Origin of the sequence: Microbulbifer agarilyticus (assembly GCF_020171345.1) — a bacterium.
In the GTDB taxonomy this organism is placed as follows: domain Bacteria; phylum Pseudomonadota; class Gammaproteobacteria; order Pseudomonadales; family Cellvibrionaceae; genus Microbulbifer; species Microbulbifer agarilyticus_D.
Genome location: NZ_JAIUZM010000001.1, coordinates 1,022,289 through 1,035,407 on the forward strand (window position 1 = coordinate 1,022,289; position 13,119 = coordinate 1,035,407).

A 13,119-nucleotide genomic window follows, 5' to 3' on the forward strand; every position below is an offset into this window, starting at 1 on the left:
AATTAAACACGCACAACGATCACGCAGATCGCGATAGCCGGTACAACACATGGTCCTGCATCGGGTGTCCGGAGGGTAATCCCGGATGCAAAAAGTTATCTTCCCGCACCATGCCCAGCTTTTCCATCACCGCACGCGAACGCAGGTTACTAACTACGGCAAACGAGACAATTTCCTCAAGCCCTAACCGGGTAAACCCGTACTCGAGACTCGCACGCGCGGCTTCGGTAGCGTAACCCTTGCCCCAGGCAGCGGGTGCCAGGCGCCAGCCAATCTCCACCGCCGGTGCAAACGGCATATCTTCGGTAACATTTTTGATGCCAACGAAACCAATAAATTGCTTGTCTGCCAGAGTCTCTATTGCCCAGAAACCCCAACCGTGTTTTTCGACATGCGCAATCTGGCGGTCGACGCCGGCATCGCTCTCTTCACGGCTCAGCAGCTTGGGGAAATATTCCATCACCACCGGGTCAGCGTTCATTGCGGCAAACGGTGCCCGGTCGCTATCGCGCCATTGACGAAGTTGCAGACGCTCTGTTTTAGGTTGTGCAATTTCCACAGCCATTGTTATTTCCCACTGCGACGACACTGCACCAGCCAGCGGTCCAGCTGATCGGCAAACGCCTTGCGCTCCTGCTGCCCGAGCGGCGGCGGCCCGCCGGTATGCACGCCGCTGGAGCGCAAGGTCTCCATAAAATCGCGCATATTCAGGCGCGCGCGAATATTGGCCTTGGAATATTTCTCGCCGCGCGGGTTCAACGCGGTGGCCCCCTTGTCGATCACTTCCGACGCCAGCGGGATATCCGCAGTAATAATCAGGTCGCCCGCCTCACAGCGCTGCACGATTTCGTTATCGGCTACGTCAAAGCCCGCGGTCACCTGCACCGCGCGAATATATTGGGAGGGCGGCACACGCACATACTGGTTGGCCACCAGGGTCAGTTCGGTCTTGGTGCGCTCGGCAGCACGAAACAGAATTTCTTTGATAACGGTGGGACAGGCATCGGCGTCCACCCAGATCTTCGGCATTAATTGGACTCTCTCGATTGTGAGGGCGGTTGTTCATCCAAGGGGGCACCCTCGTCGCACTTTTTGCACTGGAGCTTGAACCCCAGCATCTTGGCCCGGCCCTCCGCGGTAGTGACCCACGGCCGATTCTGCCACGGTGGGTCGTGACGTACATGCTGGTTGTGGCCACAGGCGAGCTGCGCCACCCAGTGGCCCTCGTCATCGCGATGATAGCCGGTGATCGGCTGCTGCATTGCGCTTCCCCCTCTAGTAAGCCCCACCTTGGTTGGGCCGTCCTTTATAGACAAAATCCCGGCCTGGGTAAAAGCACCGTCCTGCTGGTCACAATAAAACCTGCCCACAGGCACAGCCAAGCGGCCCTTGCGCTGGTAAAATCGCCCAACTCTGTCGCCCAACCCAGCTGTATCTCGATCCTGTTTCGCTTATGACCAAGCTCAATCCACGCCAGGCGGAAGCCGTCAAATACATCGACGGGCCCTGTCTGGTACTGGCCGGTGCCGGCTCCGGCAAGACCAGTGTAATTACGCGAAAAATCGCCTATCTGATCGAAGAATGCGGCTATCAGGCGCGAAACATCGCTGCACTGACGTTTACCAACAAGGCCGCGCGGGAGATGAAGGAGCGGGTCGGCAAGCTGGTCACCGGCCCAGATGGCAAGAAATCCAAGGCCTCCCACGGCCTGACCGTGTCCACCTTCCACAACCTGGGCCTGAACATCCTGCGCAAGGAATACCGCGCCGCCGGCTTCAAGCCGGGCTTCTCCATCTTTGACGCCGAAGACGCCCGCGCCCTGATCAAGGAGCTGATGCTGCGCGACGGCGACCTGGATACCGACCTGCTGGACCGGGTACAGAACCAGATTTCCAACTGGAAGAACGACATGCTCACCCCGCGCAAGGCGCTGGAAATGGCCCAGAGCCCCGGTGAGCAGGCCATGGCGGTTGCCTACGGGCGCTACTGCGACGCCCTCAAGGCCTACAACTCCGTGGACTTTGACGACCTGATCATGATCCCGGTGGAGCTTTTCGATACTGACCCCGAGCTGCTGCAGCGCTGGCGCCGCAAGATCCGCTACCTGCTGGTGGACGAATACCAGGACACCAACAGCTCCCAGTACCTGCTGGTGAAAATGCTGGTGGGCAGCGGCGGTGGCCTCACCGTGGTAGGTGACGACGACCAGTCTATCTACGCGTGGCGCGGAGCGCGCCCGGAAAACATGAGCCAGCTGAAGCAGGACTACCCCAACCTGCGCCTGATCAAGCTGGAGCAGAACTACCGCTCCACCAGCCGCATCCTCAAGGTGGCCAACCACCTGATCGCGCACAACCCGCACGAATTCGACAAGGCACTGTGGTCCGACCGCGGCCTCGGTGACGAGATCCGCGTACTCAAGGTGGCCAACGAAAACGAGGAAGCCGAGCGCGTAGCCAACGAGATCTTCCTGCAAAAGGCCCGCCGCGGCTGCAAGTTTATGGACTTCGCGGTGCTCTACCGCGGCAACCACCAGGCGCGCCTGATCGAAATGAAGCTGCAGGAAAACCAGATTCCCTACCAGCTCTCCGGTGGCACCAGCTTTTTTGCCCGCGCCGAGATCAAGGACGTGATGTCCTACCTGCGCCTGCTGGTCAACCCGGACGACGACAACGCCTTCCTGCGCATCATCAACACCCCGCGCCGCCAGATCGGCACCAGTAGCTTGGAAGCCCTGGGCAACTATGCCAAAGGGCGCGAGATCTCCATGCTGAGCGCGTGTACCGAAATCGGCTTCAAGGAGCACATCTCCGAGGCGGGCTACGAGCGCCTGAACCGCTTCGCCCTCTGGTTGGAGGGTGTATCCCGCAACTGTGCCAACAGCAGTGCGGAATCGGCATTACGCGAGATGCTCGACGATATCGATTACGCCGGCTGGCTGTCACAAAATGCCAGTAGCGAGAAGGTGGCCGAGAAGCGCATGGAAAACGTGTACTGGCTGCTCGACTCGCTGATGAAAACCATGGAAGGCACCGACGACGAGCTGGAACAGGATGTGCGCTTGGAGCAGGCCATTTCCAAACTGATCCTGCGCGATATGCTGGACCGCCAGGAAGAGGAAGAAGCCACCGACAAGGTCAGCCTGATGACCCTGCATGCCTCCAAGGGTCTGGAATACCCGCACGTGTTTATGATCGGTATGGAAGAAAACCTGTTGCCGCACCGCAATAGCATCGAAGACGATAATATCGAGGAAGAGCGCCGCCTCACCTACGTGGGCATCACCCGCGCGCAGAAAACCCTGACCATGACCCTGGCCGGCAAGCGCAAAATGTTTGGGGAAAATCAGGACACTACGCCGAGCCGCTTCCTCGAGGAGCTACCCGAAGAGGACTGTATCTTCGAGGGCTTTGGCAAGGCGTCGCCGGAGCAGAATCAGGCCAAGGGTAACGAGACGCTCGGATCGTTGCTGAGTATGTTTGACTAGGTGGAAACAGGCGGCGCTATAAATAGATAGCACCGCCGTCACCTCGGCACCGAACTTACAACCCCAGTGCCGCCAGGTCCCAGTTCCAGCCCAGCTTGAAGGTACTATCCGCAGCCCGATCCAATGGCAACTCGCCATCGGTATAAGCAATAAACATATTGTTTTTCAGATTGAGGACCGCTTTGGCATGACCGAACCGGTCCAGCTCCGCCTGCTCGATAACCTGAGGTGCGTCCACCTCGGAAAAGTAACGGTAACTCAACTCCAGGTCTTCGGCATAATCCCCAAGTAATTGATCCACCCGAACCTTGTAAAGGGCCTGAAGATCCCAGCGATTAAATGACTCCAATGCATCACCGAGTATTTGCTGGCGCTCGCCGTCCGCTATCGGAGTGACTTCCCCAAAAGCCACGCTTAGATACAAGTCGCTACTCGTTTTATAGGTACCCGGCACACGGAAACCATAGTGGGACAGGTAGCGCAGCCCCAACACCGTTTGCTTATCATCTAAAGACTGGTCCGCCTCGTATTTGTAAACGCCGCCGAATTGGTGCTGCCAGGGATCGCAAGTAATACTCTGGCAGTCACTAATTGACTTAAGGTCCGCAAGCTTCACGTAATTCAGGAAAAGGTCGAACTCCATAAAGTTCTCCGGATTGTTTTCCGGATCACCCGTAATGGTACCTTTCAGGGTATAGCCCCACTCCAGCTTATCGGTATCGATTTCCTCCCAATCATCACCACCATCAGCGGCGGGATTGGAGAAATCACGCGACGACTTGCGCTTGAATTCATAGGCAAGCCCCAATACTGCAGCCCCAGAATCACCAGTGACCACTATGGGAGAAACCAACCTTTTTTCTTCCTGCCCATCTGCGTGGGCCGGAAAAGTGAGAATTAATGCGGCGAGTGAGCCCAGGGCCCAACGTATCTTGCTAATGGGCATCAGAATTCATCCTCAAACTTGCAGAAGCGATCCACCGTCGACGCCAGGTCGGTCAAGGTTTTTTCATCGCTGGCAAACAATTCGATTAACTCTCCAAGGAATTGCTCGCTGGTCATTTCCCGCTGTTCTTTCTTGGGGCTGTAATCGTCTCGCAACGCGCGAAAAAACATCAGCGCGGTAGGCTTTGCTTCATAGCCATCAAAATTGCTGGTGCTGGTGATGCGAAAGCGCAGGTTCTTAAGCTTGAGATCACCAGCCTGCGCAAGCGGATAGTCTTCTGAATCAAACTGGTCCATCTTGTTCTGGCCGGACAAGATCTTGTAGGTAGCCAAACAGGCCAGGTTATTTCTCCACTCGTAAGACACTCGGATCTCCTTTGATATTATTTTCCACCGCAATACTTATTCAGAAAAAATTTCTGTAAAAATGCTCACAAAGAGGAAAAACACGCTAAAGGAAAATGAGACGCGTGTCACGAAGCGATCGCACCAGTGGCGCGACAAACATCTTTTGTGCCGGCACCGACTGCGGCACTACCAACATCGGCGACGATATATCCGCCTGAACGAAGCGTTCGCGCAAGCACAGCCTCTTCATCTTCTATAGTTGGGCAGTTGATCCAATCGGAGCACCCTGCCCATGCGCCTCCCGTCCACCCTGCCCGCGTCACTTTGTGTCCTTCTGCTTGCTGTTCTGGCCAGCCCGATAACGCTGGCGCAGGGGGCGAAGTTCGAGCCGGCGCCGAAAGACCGTATTTATTCACCCTACCCCGCAGAGAACTTTCCGCGCCGGGTCTATTTTGGTGACACCCACCTGCACACCAGCTACTCCACCGATGCCGGCATGGCCGGGCAGGAAAAAGTTGGCCCGGATGAGGCCTATCGGTTTGCCAAGGGTGCGGTGGTGGAATCGCAAACCGGGCAGAAGGCGCGACTGCGGGCGCCGCTGGATTTCCTGGTCGTCGCCGATCACGCCGAGCTTCTCGGGCTGGCCCCGTTTATCCGCAAGTCGGATCCGTCTGTACTGAATGATCCGTTGGGCAAGAAGTGGCACGACATGGTCAAGGCGGGCAAAGGCTATGATGCCTTTATCGAGTGGCTGAATTTCGGCTCCGAGAAGCCGTTCGATAGCCCGGAGATGACCAAGTCTGCCTGGGGCGAGATCGTGGATGCCGCAGAGAAACACAATCAACCGGGCGCCTTCACCGCGCTTATCGGATTCGAGTGGACCTCGCACCCTGACGGCAACAACCTGCACCGGGTAGTGATCTTCCGCGACGACGGTGACAAGGCAAAGCAGGTGGTGCCGTTTTCCGCCTACGATTCTGAAGCACCGGAAGAGCTGTGGAAGTACATGGACCGCTACGAGCAGACCACCGGCGGCCGCATGCTGGCCATCCCCCACAACGGTAACCTCAGTAACGGCCGCTTCTTTGAGAAAAAGAAATTTGATGGCTCCAAGTGGGATCGAAACTATGTGGAAGTTCGGGCCAAGCGCGAACCGCTGGTAGAAATCACCCAGGCCAAGGGCACCGGGGAGGCCCATCCGTATCTCTCGCCCAAAGATGAATTCGCCGATTTTGGTTTGCTGGATAAAACCAACCTGCAGGGCTCCGCCCCCAAAACCAACGACATGCTGGCAAACGAGTATGCGCGGGAGGCATTAAAAGATGGCCTGGCCCTGCAGGAAACCTACGGCACCAACCCGTTTAAATTCGGTTTGATCGGCAGCACAGATAATCACACCGGCCTTGCCACCGCCGCGGAGAACAACTGGTTCGGCAAGGCGCACTTTGTGGAGCCAAGCCCGGAGCGCTACAAGGATGTACTGATCAAATCCCTGGTGGATCCGAACCTGAATATTTCTGCGGTGGACCTGCAGGCATCCGGGCTGGTTGCGGTCTGGGCCAACGAGAACACCCGCCCCGCCCTGTTTGATGCCATGGAGCGCAAAGAGGCCTACGGCACCAGCGGTACCCGCCTGCAGGTGCGGGTGTTTGGCGGCTGGGATTTTTCCGAAGACGACCTGGCCAGTTCGGAGTTCGCAAAAATCGGTTACGACAAGGGCGTCCCCATGGGTGGTGACTTGACTCGCGCGCCCAACGGCAAAGCACCGACCTTCCTGGTGCGCGCCATGCGCGAAGTCGAAGGCGGCAACCTGGATCGCATTCAGGTGGTAAAGGGTTGGCTCGACAAAGATGGCAAAACCCACGAGCGCATTTACGACGTCGCCGTCTCGGGTGATCGCAAGATTGACAGCAGCGGCCGCTGCAGAACGGCGGTAGGCAATACCGTGAATGAAGCCGACGCGAGCTTCACCAATACCATTGGCGCGCCCTTTTTACAGGCCTACTGGAAAGACCCGGAATTCGATCCGGAAGAGAAAGCGTTTTATTACATCCGCGTGCTGGAAATTCCCACGCCCACCTGGCTGGCTCACGACGCAAAGTACTACGGCCTGAAAATGCCCAAGGGCACGCGCCTGTCTTCACAGGAACGCGCCTACACCTCGCCCATCTGGTACAACCCGAGTTAACGCCCGAAAAACTTAACCTCAGGGGCATTCCATGATCAAAAAAATAATCAAAGAGCCGCTGCTGCATTTCGCTGTTATCGGCGGGCTGGTGTTCGCGCTCTATGCGATGGCACCGGGAGATGCGAATGTTGGGGAAAAGCAGATCGCTGTCTCCGCGCAGGACATTGAGCGGCATGTGGCACTGTTCGAGCGCAAATGGCAGCGGCTTCCCACCGCCAACGAACTCTCCGCGCTGTTAGAGAATGATATTCGCGAGGAGATCTTCTACCGGGAGGCGCTGGCACTCGGGCTGGATCGCGATGATGCACTGGTGCGACGCCGGCTCGCGCAAAAAATGGAATTCATTTCGGCCGATATCGCGCAAATGCGCCAGCCCAGTGACGAAGAGCTGCAGGGGTATCTGGACAGCAACCCCACCGCGTTTACCGCGCAGGCACGTTACAGTTTCGATCAGGTTTATCTGGATCCGGCCCACCGCTACAGCAATGCGGATGTATTGGAGCTCCTCGCGCAATTGCGCGGGGCAGCATCCGTGGATCACCGCCAGTTCAGTGACCCAATCATGCTCCCGGCTGAGGTCGCGGATACCGACACCCAGACAATCGGCCGCACCTTCGGCGAAGGCTTTGCCACTGCGCTGGCGAATATCCCCAGCGGCCAGTGGCACGGCCCCATCCAGTCCAGTTACGGCATGCATCTGGTGCGAATTGCCAGCCACCAGCCAGGCCGCAATGCCAAGCTGGCCGAGGTACGTGATGCGGTGGAAGGGGCCTGGCGACAGGCAGAACGCAAGCAGGCACAAGCGGCCCTCTACCAATCACTGCGCGCGCAGTATCAGGTGTTGATACCGGAGGCGGCGCAGCACTTGCTGGCGCCGGTTGAGGTTGAGGTTAAGGTTGAGGTCGCAGCCGAATGAGACGGATATTGCGTCTACTGGGATTGGGAATCCTGTTACCACTCGTGCTTGTGGCCAGCCCGCTCAGCCATGCCCACGAAATAAAGCCCGCGTATCTGGAGCTCAAAGAAGCCAGCAACGATGTATGGGAGGTGTTGTGGAAAATGCCCATCAAGGGTGGCATCCCCGCGCCGATGGAACCTACCTTGCCGGCAAACTGCCGTGAACAGGGCGACCGGGTTAGCTTTGAAGTCACTGGAGCGCGCGTGCATCGCTGGCGGCTAACCTGCGAGGGCGGTATCGACGGGCAGCCCGTTGCCATCGCCGGCCTGCAACACTCGATGACCGATGCCCTGGTGCGGATTGCCGGCGTCGACCGGCCCGTCCAGACCGTCAGGCTGACGCCCCGACAACACAGCACCATCGTGGATGCCGCCCCCGGTACCGGGGCGATTGTGTGGAGCTATTTCACTCTGGGCGTCGAACACATACTGCTCGGCATCGACCACCTGCTGTTCGTGTTCGCGCTGTTGCTGATCGTGATTGGCTGGCGCCGCCTGCTGGCCACCATCACCGCATTTACCGTGGCCCACAGCATCACCCTCAGTGCGGCGTCGCTGGGGGTAATCCAGATACCACAGGCACCGGTGGAGGCGGTGATCGCCCTCAGCATCCTGTTGCTGGCCGCAGAAATCGTACGCGCTCAATTCGGGCGACCCGGTCAGACGCACCGCAGCCCCTGGCTTGTGGCATTTGGCTTTGGCCTGCTGCACGGCTTTGGCTTTGCCGGCGCGCTGACGGAAATCGGCTTGCCGGCGACGGATATCCCGCTCGCGCTGTTATCGTTCAATGCCGGGGTGGAGGTCGGCCAGCTACTGTTTGTGGCCGGGGTGGTATGCCTTGGTTACCTGGCACTCGGGGTCGCGCAGCGCTATCGACAACTGGCACGGCTGGCCGCCGCCTACAGTATTGGCAGCATCGCCATGTTCTGGACCATCGAGCGCATTAGCGCCTTCTACGTATAGCCGGGGCAACAAAAAAGGCCGCTCAGTGAGCGGCCTTTTTGCGGGATAAGTAAGCGGTCGCTTACTTGCTGCCTTCTACCATGTAGTCAACGGCAGCCTTGATCTCGTCGTCGGAGCAGGTCATGCACAGACCTTTCGCCGGCATCGCACCGATACCGCTGATGGCATTGGTATAGAGCGTATCCATGCCCTTGCCAATGCGCGGCGCCCAGGCCGCGACATCTTCATACTTGGGTGCACCAGCGGCGCCAGTCATGTGGCACGCTGCGCAGTGCGCACCGTACACATCGCTACCGCTGCGAGTACCGCCGGCAGATGCGCTGGCTGCAGGCGCTGCCGCCGCACACTCATCGCCCTGCATGCAGGTCTTGCCCGCTGGCGCCAGGCGCTCGGCAATTTCTTCGTCAACAGACTGGCTCTGGGCAACCGCTACTGCTGCGCCCACCGCTACGGCCAGAGCCGCTACAAAATTGAATACAACCTTCATCCATTCCCCCTAAAGGCCAGATACAGCCTGCAGATTCCGGCGCGATCGCCACAAACCTCTACTAAATTGCCGCGCATTATAAGCATTGCGCCGCCCGCTGCGAAGGGCCGTAAGCCATAAGTGGGCAAATCTCCCGGATTTCCTTTGCCCTGCCATAGCCCTTCTGTATAATCCGCGTCCGCGCCAGATGTCGGTAACCCCTTGATTTGGCGCCGTTTTGACCTCCAAGGTCACCCCAATCCGCCCGTAGCTCAGCTGGATAGAGCGTCGCCCTCCGGAGGCGAAGGTCAGAGGTTCGAATCCTCTCGGGCGGGCCATATATAAAAAAGGCCACCCATTGGGTGGCCTTTTTTATATATCGTCCCAAGCCCGAGGGCTTTGCCCAGTTCCCAGGTTCGACTCGGAGGCGGCAAAGCCACCGCAGCGCAAACGCCTCAGCCGACAGGTTCCGACGGCTCCGCCAGCAACTGCTGAATTGTGCGGGAAACCAACCACAGGCGGTCCTGCCCCCACACCGCCAGCCGCTCGCGGCCGTTCTGGTCGAGCAAGCGGAAACTCGGCACGCCCCACAGCCCCGCCTGGTATAGCACCTCGCGATTACTCTCCAGCACGTTTTCCCAGACGCGCTCGCCTTGAGGCGTGCGTGCGTCTGCGTTGAGGATGTCCTGTGCCTGCTGCCAATCGAGGCCCGCCTGCTCCACCACGTAACGCAGCCCCCGATCTTTATTGGTATTGATGCCTTCGGCAAACGCCCCCCGCAGGAAGCAGGACATCAGCTCGACTTCGCGCCCCTGTTCACACGCCCACGGGTACAGCGCATAAGCGCGGCGCACCGGGTCGCCAATCGGATCGTAGAAATTACCGAAGGCTACTCCCGCCGCGTGCGCTTCCCGCGCGGCGTCGGTAAAAATGTACATGCCTTTTTCGCGCGTTGCCGGTACGCCGCGCATCACCATCGGCAGCACCGGCCGCAGTACCAGCTTGATACCGGCCGCACGGGCAAACGCCACCACGCGGTCAAAACAAACCGCGGTGTAGGGGCTGCGCAGGGAGGGGAAGAATTCCAGGGTCAGGCTGCTCGCAGCTTTACCCTGAATCGGCTCGACGGGCGGGCGCGGTGCCAGCGCGGGGTTGGCAGGGAGCTGGTCCGCACCCAGCCCCGCCAAACGACGCTCCAGATGGTAGAGGCGGTCGACACCCCAATACCATTCATCGCCATAAAAGAACATGGCCCCGGCGTAGTGCTTGAGCTGACGGCGCCGCGCATTACCGGCGGCGATGCGTTCCGCTACCAGGTCATCACTGGCACTGCCCCATCGCGCGACGAGTGCCTGCATACGCGCCCGGTCACCGGACCACAGTGCCTGCCCGACTTCCGCGGCGCACGCCAAAAAACCGCTGGTACTCTGGGCACACAGGATGGCAGAGGCCTGCTCAACCAGCTCCGGCGCCGGGGCCGCGTCACCCCCTGGAAACCGCAGGCCGTAGTGCGGCGCGATCAGGGCGGCATCCACCCGCGACAGGCGCGCGAGCAATTCGGGCTCGGGTACATTGTCACCACTCGGCGCGCTGACCAGATGAATTACCAGCTCAATACCATAGCGCCCGGCCAGAGCCCCCAGCATTTGCGCGGCCAGATGGCTGTAGCCGTCGTCCACCTGGTGGAAATACTCCACCACATGTGCGGCGCCGTCGCGCTGGCGGGCGGCTTCCGCTTTGTCGCGGCGCCCCTGCAGGCGCTGTGGCGCACAAACCCGCGTCATCACCTTCGACGTCAGCCAGCGCAGCAATCTGCCCGGGTCCATGGTGGCCGCACCGCCCTGCTCTTTGAATGCTTGTGCCATCCCAATCTTTCTCCCGCCTCTTGTATTGTCCTATCTTATGACATTATATTTAAGGTTGCTATCTAGGCTTACGGACAAGAATTACTTACAAGAATTAGTATCGTAGCGTTACATCTAAGCGCACCCGCGCGCGATGTACCACAGTAACGCGAGTAGCCCGTTTGGCGCCAAGCAGCGAGCACAGCAGCAGCGAGGAAAAAATAATGAATAGACCCTGGCAAGAAACCCTGTACCCACCGGGTGTCCCCACAGAAATTGACCCGGATGCACACGCCTCCATCAATGACGTTTTTCAGGAATCGGTTAAAAAATTCGCGAGCAAGCCGTCCTTCATCAGCATGGGCTACGAATTAACCTACGCCCAGCTGGGAGAAAAAGCCGAGGCATTTGCGGCTTTCCTGCAACAGGACCTGGGGCTGGTTAAAGGCGACCGCCTGGCCATCATGGTACCCAACCTGCTGCAGTACCCCATCGCTCTGTTTGGCGCACAGTTGGCGGGCATTACCGTGGTCAACGTCAACCCGCTTTACACCGAGCGTGAACTGCGCCATCAGCTGCAGGATTCCGGTAGCAAGGCGATCGTCATTTTCGAAATCTTCGCGCACACCCTCGAGGCAGTTATCGACGATACGCCAGTGGTGAATGTAATTACCACCGGGGTGGGCGACTGCCTCGGCCTCAAGGGCAAATTGCTTAATTTTGTGGTGCGCAAAGTCAAAAAGGCGGTGCCGGCGTTCCAACTACCCGGCGCTATCGGCTTTAACGAGGCACTGGCCCGCGGTGCGCGCCTGAGCCTTTCGCCGGTGACCGTTTGCGGAGATGACATCGCGTTCCTGCAGTACACCGGGGGCACCACCGGTGTGGCCAAGGGCGCGGTACTGAGCCAGCGCAATATCATCGCCAACATGCTGCAGACCCGCGCCATGATCGAGCCGATTGTGGAAGAGGGCAACGAAATAATGGTCACGGCGCTGCCGCTCTACCATATCTACGCACTCACCTGTAACTGCCTCGCCTTTATGTTCAGTGGTGGCAGCAACCTGCTGATCGCCAACCCCCGCGACATGGACGGGTTTGTAAAAACCCTGTCCAAATACCGCTTCACTTTCTTCACCGGTGTTAACACCCTGTTCAACGGCCTGATGAATACCCCCGGCTTCGACAAGCTGGACTTCAGCGCCCTCAAGGTAACTATGGCCGGCGGCATGGCCACCCAGCGCGCAGTGGCCGAGAAGTGGCAAGAAAAAACCGGCTGTGCCGTGCTCGAGGGATTTGGCCTTACCGAGTGCTCCCCCTGCGTAGCGGTAAGCCCCTACACCCAGGATTACTTCAGCGGCGCAATCGGTGTGCCATTGCCTTCCACCGACGTGCGTTTGGTCGATGAAAACGGCGAGGATGTGGCCGCGGGCGAACCCGGTGAGCTGTTGGTGAAAGGGCCGCAGGTCATGCAGGGCTATTACCAGCGGCCGGAGGCCACGGCAGAAGTCATCCGCGACGGCTGGCTGGCCACCGGTGACATTGCCACCCTGGGCGAGGATGGCCTGCTGCGCATTGTCGACCGCAAGAAAGACATGATTCTAGTGTCCGGCTTTAACGTATTCCCGAATGAAATCGAGGAAGTGGTGGCGATGCACGAGTCCATCGCCACCGCCGGCGCCATTGGCGTGCCCTGCGAACAGACCGGAGAAAAAGTCCGTGTGTATGTGGAGGTTCACGAGGGCGAACTGGATACCGAGGCACTGATTGCCCACTGCCGCCAGCACCTCACCGCCTACAAGGTGCCGCGGGAGTTCGAGGTGATGGACGAGCTGCCCAAAACCCCAGTCGGCAAGGTGCTGCGCAAAGACCTGCGCAAACTGCTTGCCGAAGCCTGATTTTCCGATCGAACAAAGTATTAGAG

The 13,119-nt window shown here is 58.9% G+C and carries 12 protein-coding genes and 1 tRNA gene; 6 read left to right on the forward strand and 7 right to left on the reverse strand.

What is annotated here, in order from left to right; genetic code table 11:
• Positions 1-19 precede the first annotated feature (19 nt).
• The 3 genes from LCM31_RS04180 to LCM31_RS04190 are packed head-to-tail and all read right to left on the reverse strand — an operon-like array spanning position 20 to position 1,262.
• Complete coding sequence (locus tag LCM31_RS04180; protein ID WP_224867800.1) at positions 20-565, reverse strand: GNAT family N-acetyltransferase; 546 nt, start codon at positions 563-565, stop codon at positions 20-22.
• A 2-nt stretch (positions 566-567) separates the two neighbouring features.
• On the reverse strand, positions 568-1,029 hold the full coding sequence (locus LCM31_RS04185; RefSeq protein WP_224867802.1) for a YaiI/YqxD family protein: 462 nt from the start codon (positions 1,027-1,029) through the stop codon (positions 568-570).
• A complete protein-coding gene (locus LCM31_RS04190) occupies positions 1,029-1,262 on the reverse strand; it encodes a DUF3565 domain-containing protein (protein ID WP_224867804.1) in 234 nt (77 codons plus the stop codon). Before LCM31_RS04190 ends, LCM31_RS04185 begins: the two co-directional genes overlap by 1 nt.
• Before the next feature lie 191 nt (positions 1,263-1,453).
• Between LCM31_RS04190 and rep the strand changes: the two genes are divergently transcribed.
• Complete coding sequence (gene rep / locus LCM31_RS04195; protein WP_224867806.1) at positions 1,454-3,487, forward strand: DNA helicase Rep; 2,034 nt, start codon at positions 1,454-1,456, stop codon at positions 3,485-3,487.
• A 55-nt stretch (positions 3,488-3,542) separates the two neighbouring features.
• Here rep and LCM31_RS04200 read toward each other — a convergent pair whose 3' ends face one another.
• Together LCM31_RS04200 and LCM31_RS04205 are read right to left on the reverse strand one after the other, a co-directional pair.
• Positions 3,543-4,433 carry a hypothetical protein gene (locus LCM31_RS04200; RefSeq protein ID WP_224867808.1) on the reverse strand — a complete coding sequence of 297 codons (891 nt, stop codon included), beginning with the start codon at positions 4,431-4,433 and terminating at the stop codon, positions 3,543-3,545.
• A complete protein-coding gene (locus tag LCM31_RS04205) occupies positions 4,433-4,798 on the reverse strand; it encodes a hypothetical protein (RefSeq protein ID WP_077399516.1) in 366 nt (121 codons plus the stop codon). Before LCM31_RS04205 ends, LCM31_RS04200 begins: the two co-directional genes overlap by 1 nt.
• A gap of 274 nt (positions 4,799-5,072) precedes the next feature.
• On the opposite strand from LCM31_RS04205, the gene LCM31_RS04210 reads away from it, so the two are divergent.
• The 3 genes from LCM31_RS04210 to LCM31_RS04220 are packed head-to-tail and all read left to right on the forward strand — an operon-like array spanning position 5,073 to position 8,888.
• Positions 5,073-6,968, forward strand: coding sequence for a DUF3604 domain-containing protein (locus tag LCM31_RS04210; RefSeq protein WP_224867810.1), 1,896 nt, complete (start codon positions 5,073-5,075; stop codon positions 6,966-6,968).
• Positions 6,969-6,999: 31 nt separating this feature from the next.
• Positions 7,000-7,884: a peptidyl-prolyl cis-trans isomerase gene (locus LCM31_RS04215; RefSeq protein ID WP_224867811.1), complete on the forward strand. Its 885-nt coding sequence runs from the start codon at positions 7,000-7,002 to the stop codon at positions 7,882-7,884.
• Positions 7,881-8,888: a HupE/UreJ family protein gene (locus tag LCM31_RS04220; RefSeq protein ID WP_224867812.1), complete on the forward strand. Its 1,008-nt coding sequence runs from the start codon at positions 7,881-7,883 to the stop codon at positions 8,886-8,888. Before LCM31_RS04215 ends, LCM31_RS04220 begins: the two co-directional genes overlap by 4 nt.
• Positions 8,889-8,949: 61 nt before the next feature.
• Here the strand turns inward: LCM31_RS04220 and LCM31_RS04225 are convergent, their stop codons facing one another.
• Entirely contained in the window at positions 8,950-9,375 is a 426-nt protein-coding gene (locus LCM31_RS04225) for a c-type cytochrome (RefSeq protein ID WP_224867813.1), read from the reverse strand.
• A gap of 240 nt (positions 9,376-9,615) precedes the next feature.
• Between LCM31_RS04225 and LCM31_RS04230 the strand changes: the two genes are divergently transcribed.
• Positions 9,616-9,692 (forward strand) — tRNA-Arg (locus LCM31_RS04230).
• Between the two features lie 117 nt (positions 9,693-9,809).
• On the opposite strand, the gene LCM31_RS04235 is transcribed toward LCM31_RS04230, so the two are convergent.
• A complete protein-coding gene (locus tag LCM31_RS04235; RefSeq protein ID WP_224867814.1) occupies positions 9,810-11,219 on the reverse strand; it encodes a DsbA family protein in 1,410 nt (469 codons plus the stop codon).
• 203 nt (positions 11,220-11,422) lie between these two features.
• On the opposite strand from LCM31_RS04235, the gene LCM31_RS04240 reads away from it, so the two are divergent.
• Positions 11,423-13,093 (forward strand): AMP-binding protein, encoded by a 1,671-nt coding sequence (locus LCM31_RS04240; RefSeq protein ID WP_224867815.1) that lies wholly within the window; start codon positions 11,423-11,425, stop codon positions 13,091-13,093.
• Positions 13,094-13,119: the final 26 nt, after the last annotated feature.

Coding starts and splice junctions, on each gene's coding strand:
- LCM31_RS04180 (WP_224867800.1), bottom strand. CDS start 565: ATGGCTGTGGAAATTGCACAACCTAAAACAGAGCGTCTGCAACTTCGT.
- LCM31_RS04185 (WP_224867802.1), bottom strand. CDS start 1,029: ATGCCGAAGATCTGGGTGGACGCCGATGCCTGTCCCACCGTTATCAAA.
- LCM31_RS04190 (WP_224867804.1), bottom strand. CDS start 1,262: ATGCAGCAGCCGATCACCGGCTATCATCGCGATGACGAGGGCCACTGG.
- rep (WP_224867806.1), top strand. CDS start 1,454: ATGACCAAGCTCAATCCACGCCAGGCGGAAGCCGTCAAATACATCGAC.
- LCM31_RS04200 (WP_224867808.1), bottom strand. CDS start 4,433: ATGCCCATTAGCAAGATACGTTGGGCCCTGGGCTCACTCGCCGCATTA.
- LCM31_RS04210 (WP_224867810.1), top strand. CDS start 5,073: ATGCGCCTCCCGTCCACCCTGCCCGCGTCACTTTGTGTCCTTCTGCTT.
- LCM31_RS04215 (WP_224867811.1), top strand. CDS start 7,000: ATGATCAAAAAAATAATCAAAGAGCCGCTGCTGCATTTCGCTGTTATC.
- LCM31_RS04220 (WP_224867812.1), top strand. CDS start 7,881: ATGAGACGGATATTGCGTCTACTGGGATTGGGAATCCTGTTACCACTC.
- LCM31_RS04225 (WP_224867813.1), bottom strand. CDS start 9,375: ATGAAGGTTGTATTCAATTTTGTAGCGGCTCTGGCCGTAGCGGTGGGC.
- LCM31_RS04235 (WP_224867814.1), bottom strand. CDS start 11,219: ATGGCACAAGCATTCAAAGAGCAGGGCGGTGCGGCCACCATGGACCCG.
- LCM31_RS04240 (WP_224867815.1), top strand. CDS start 11,423: ATGAATAGACCCTGGCAAGAAACCCTGTACCCACCGGGTGTCCCCACA.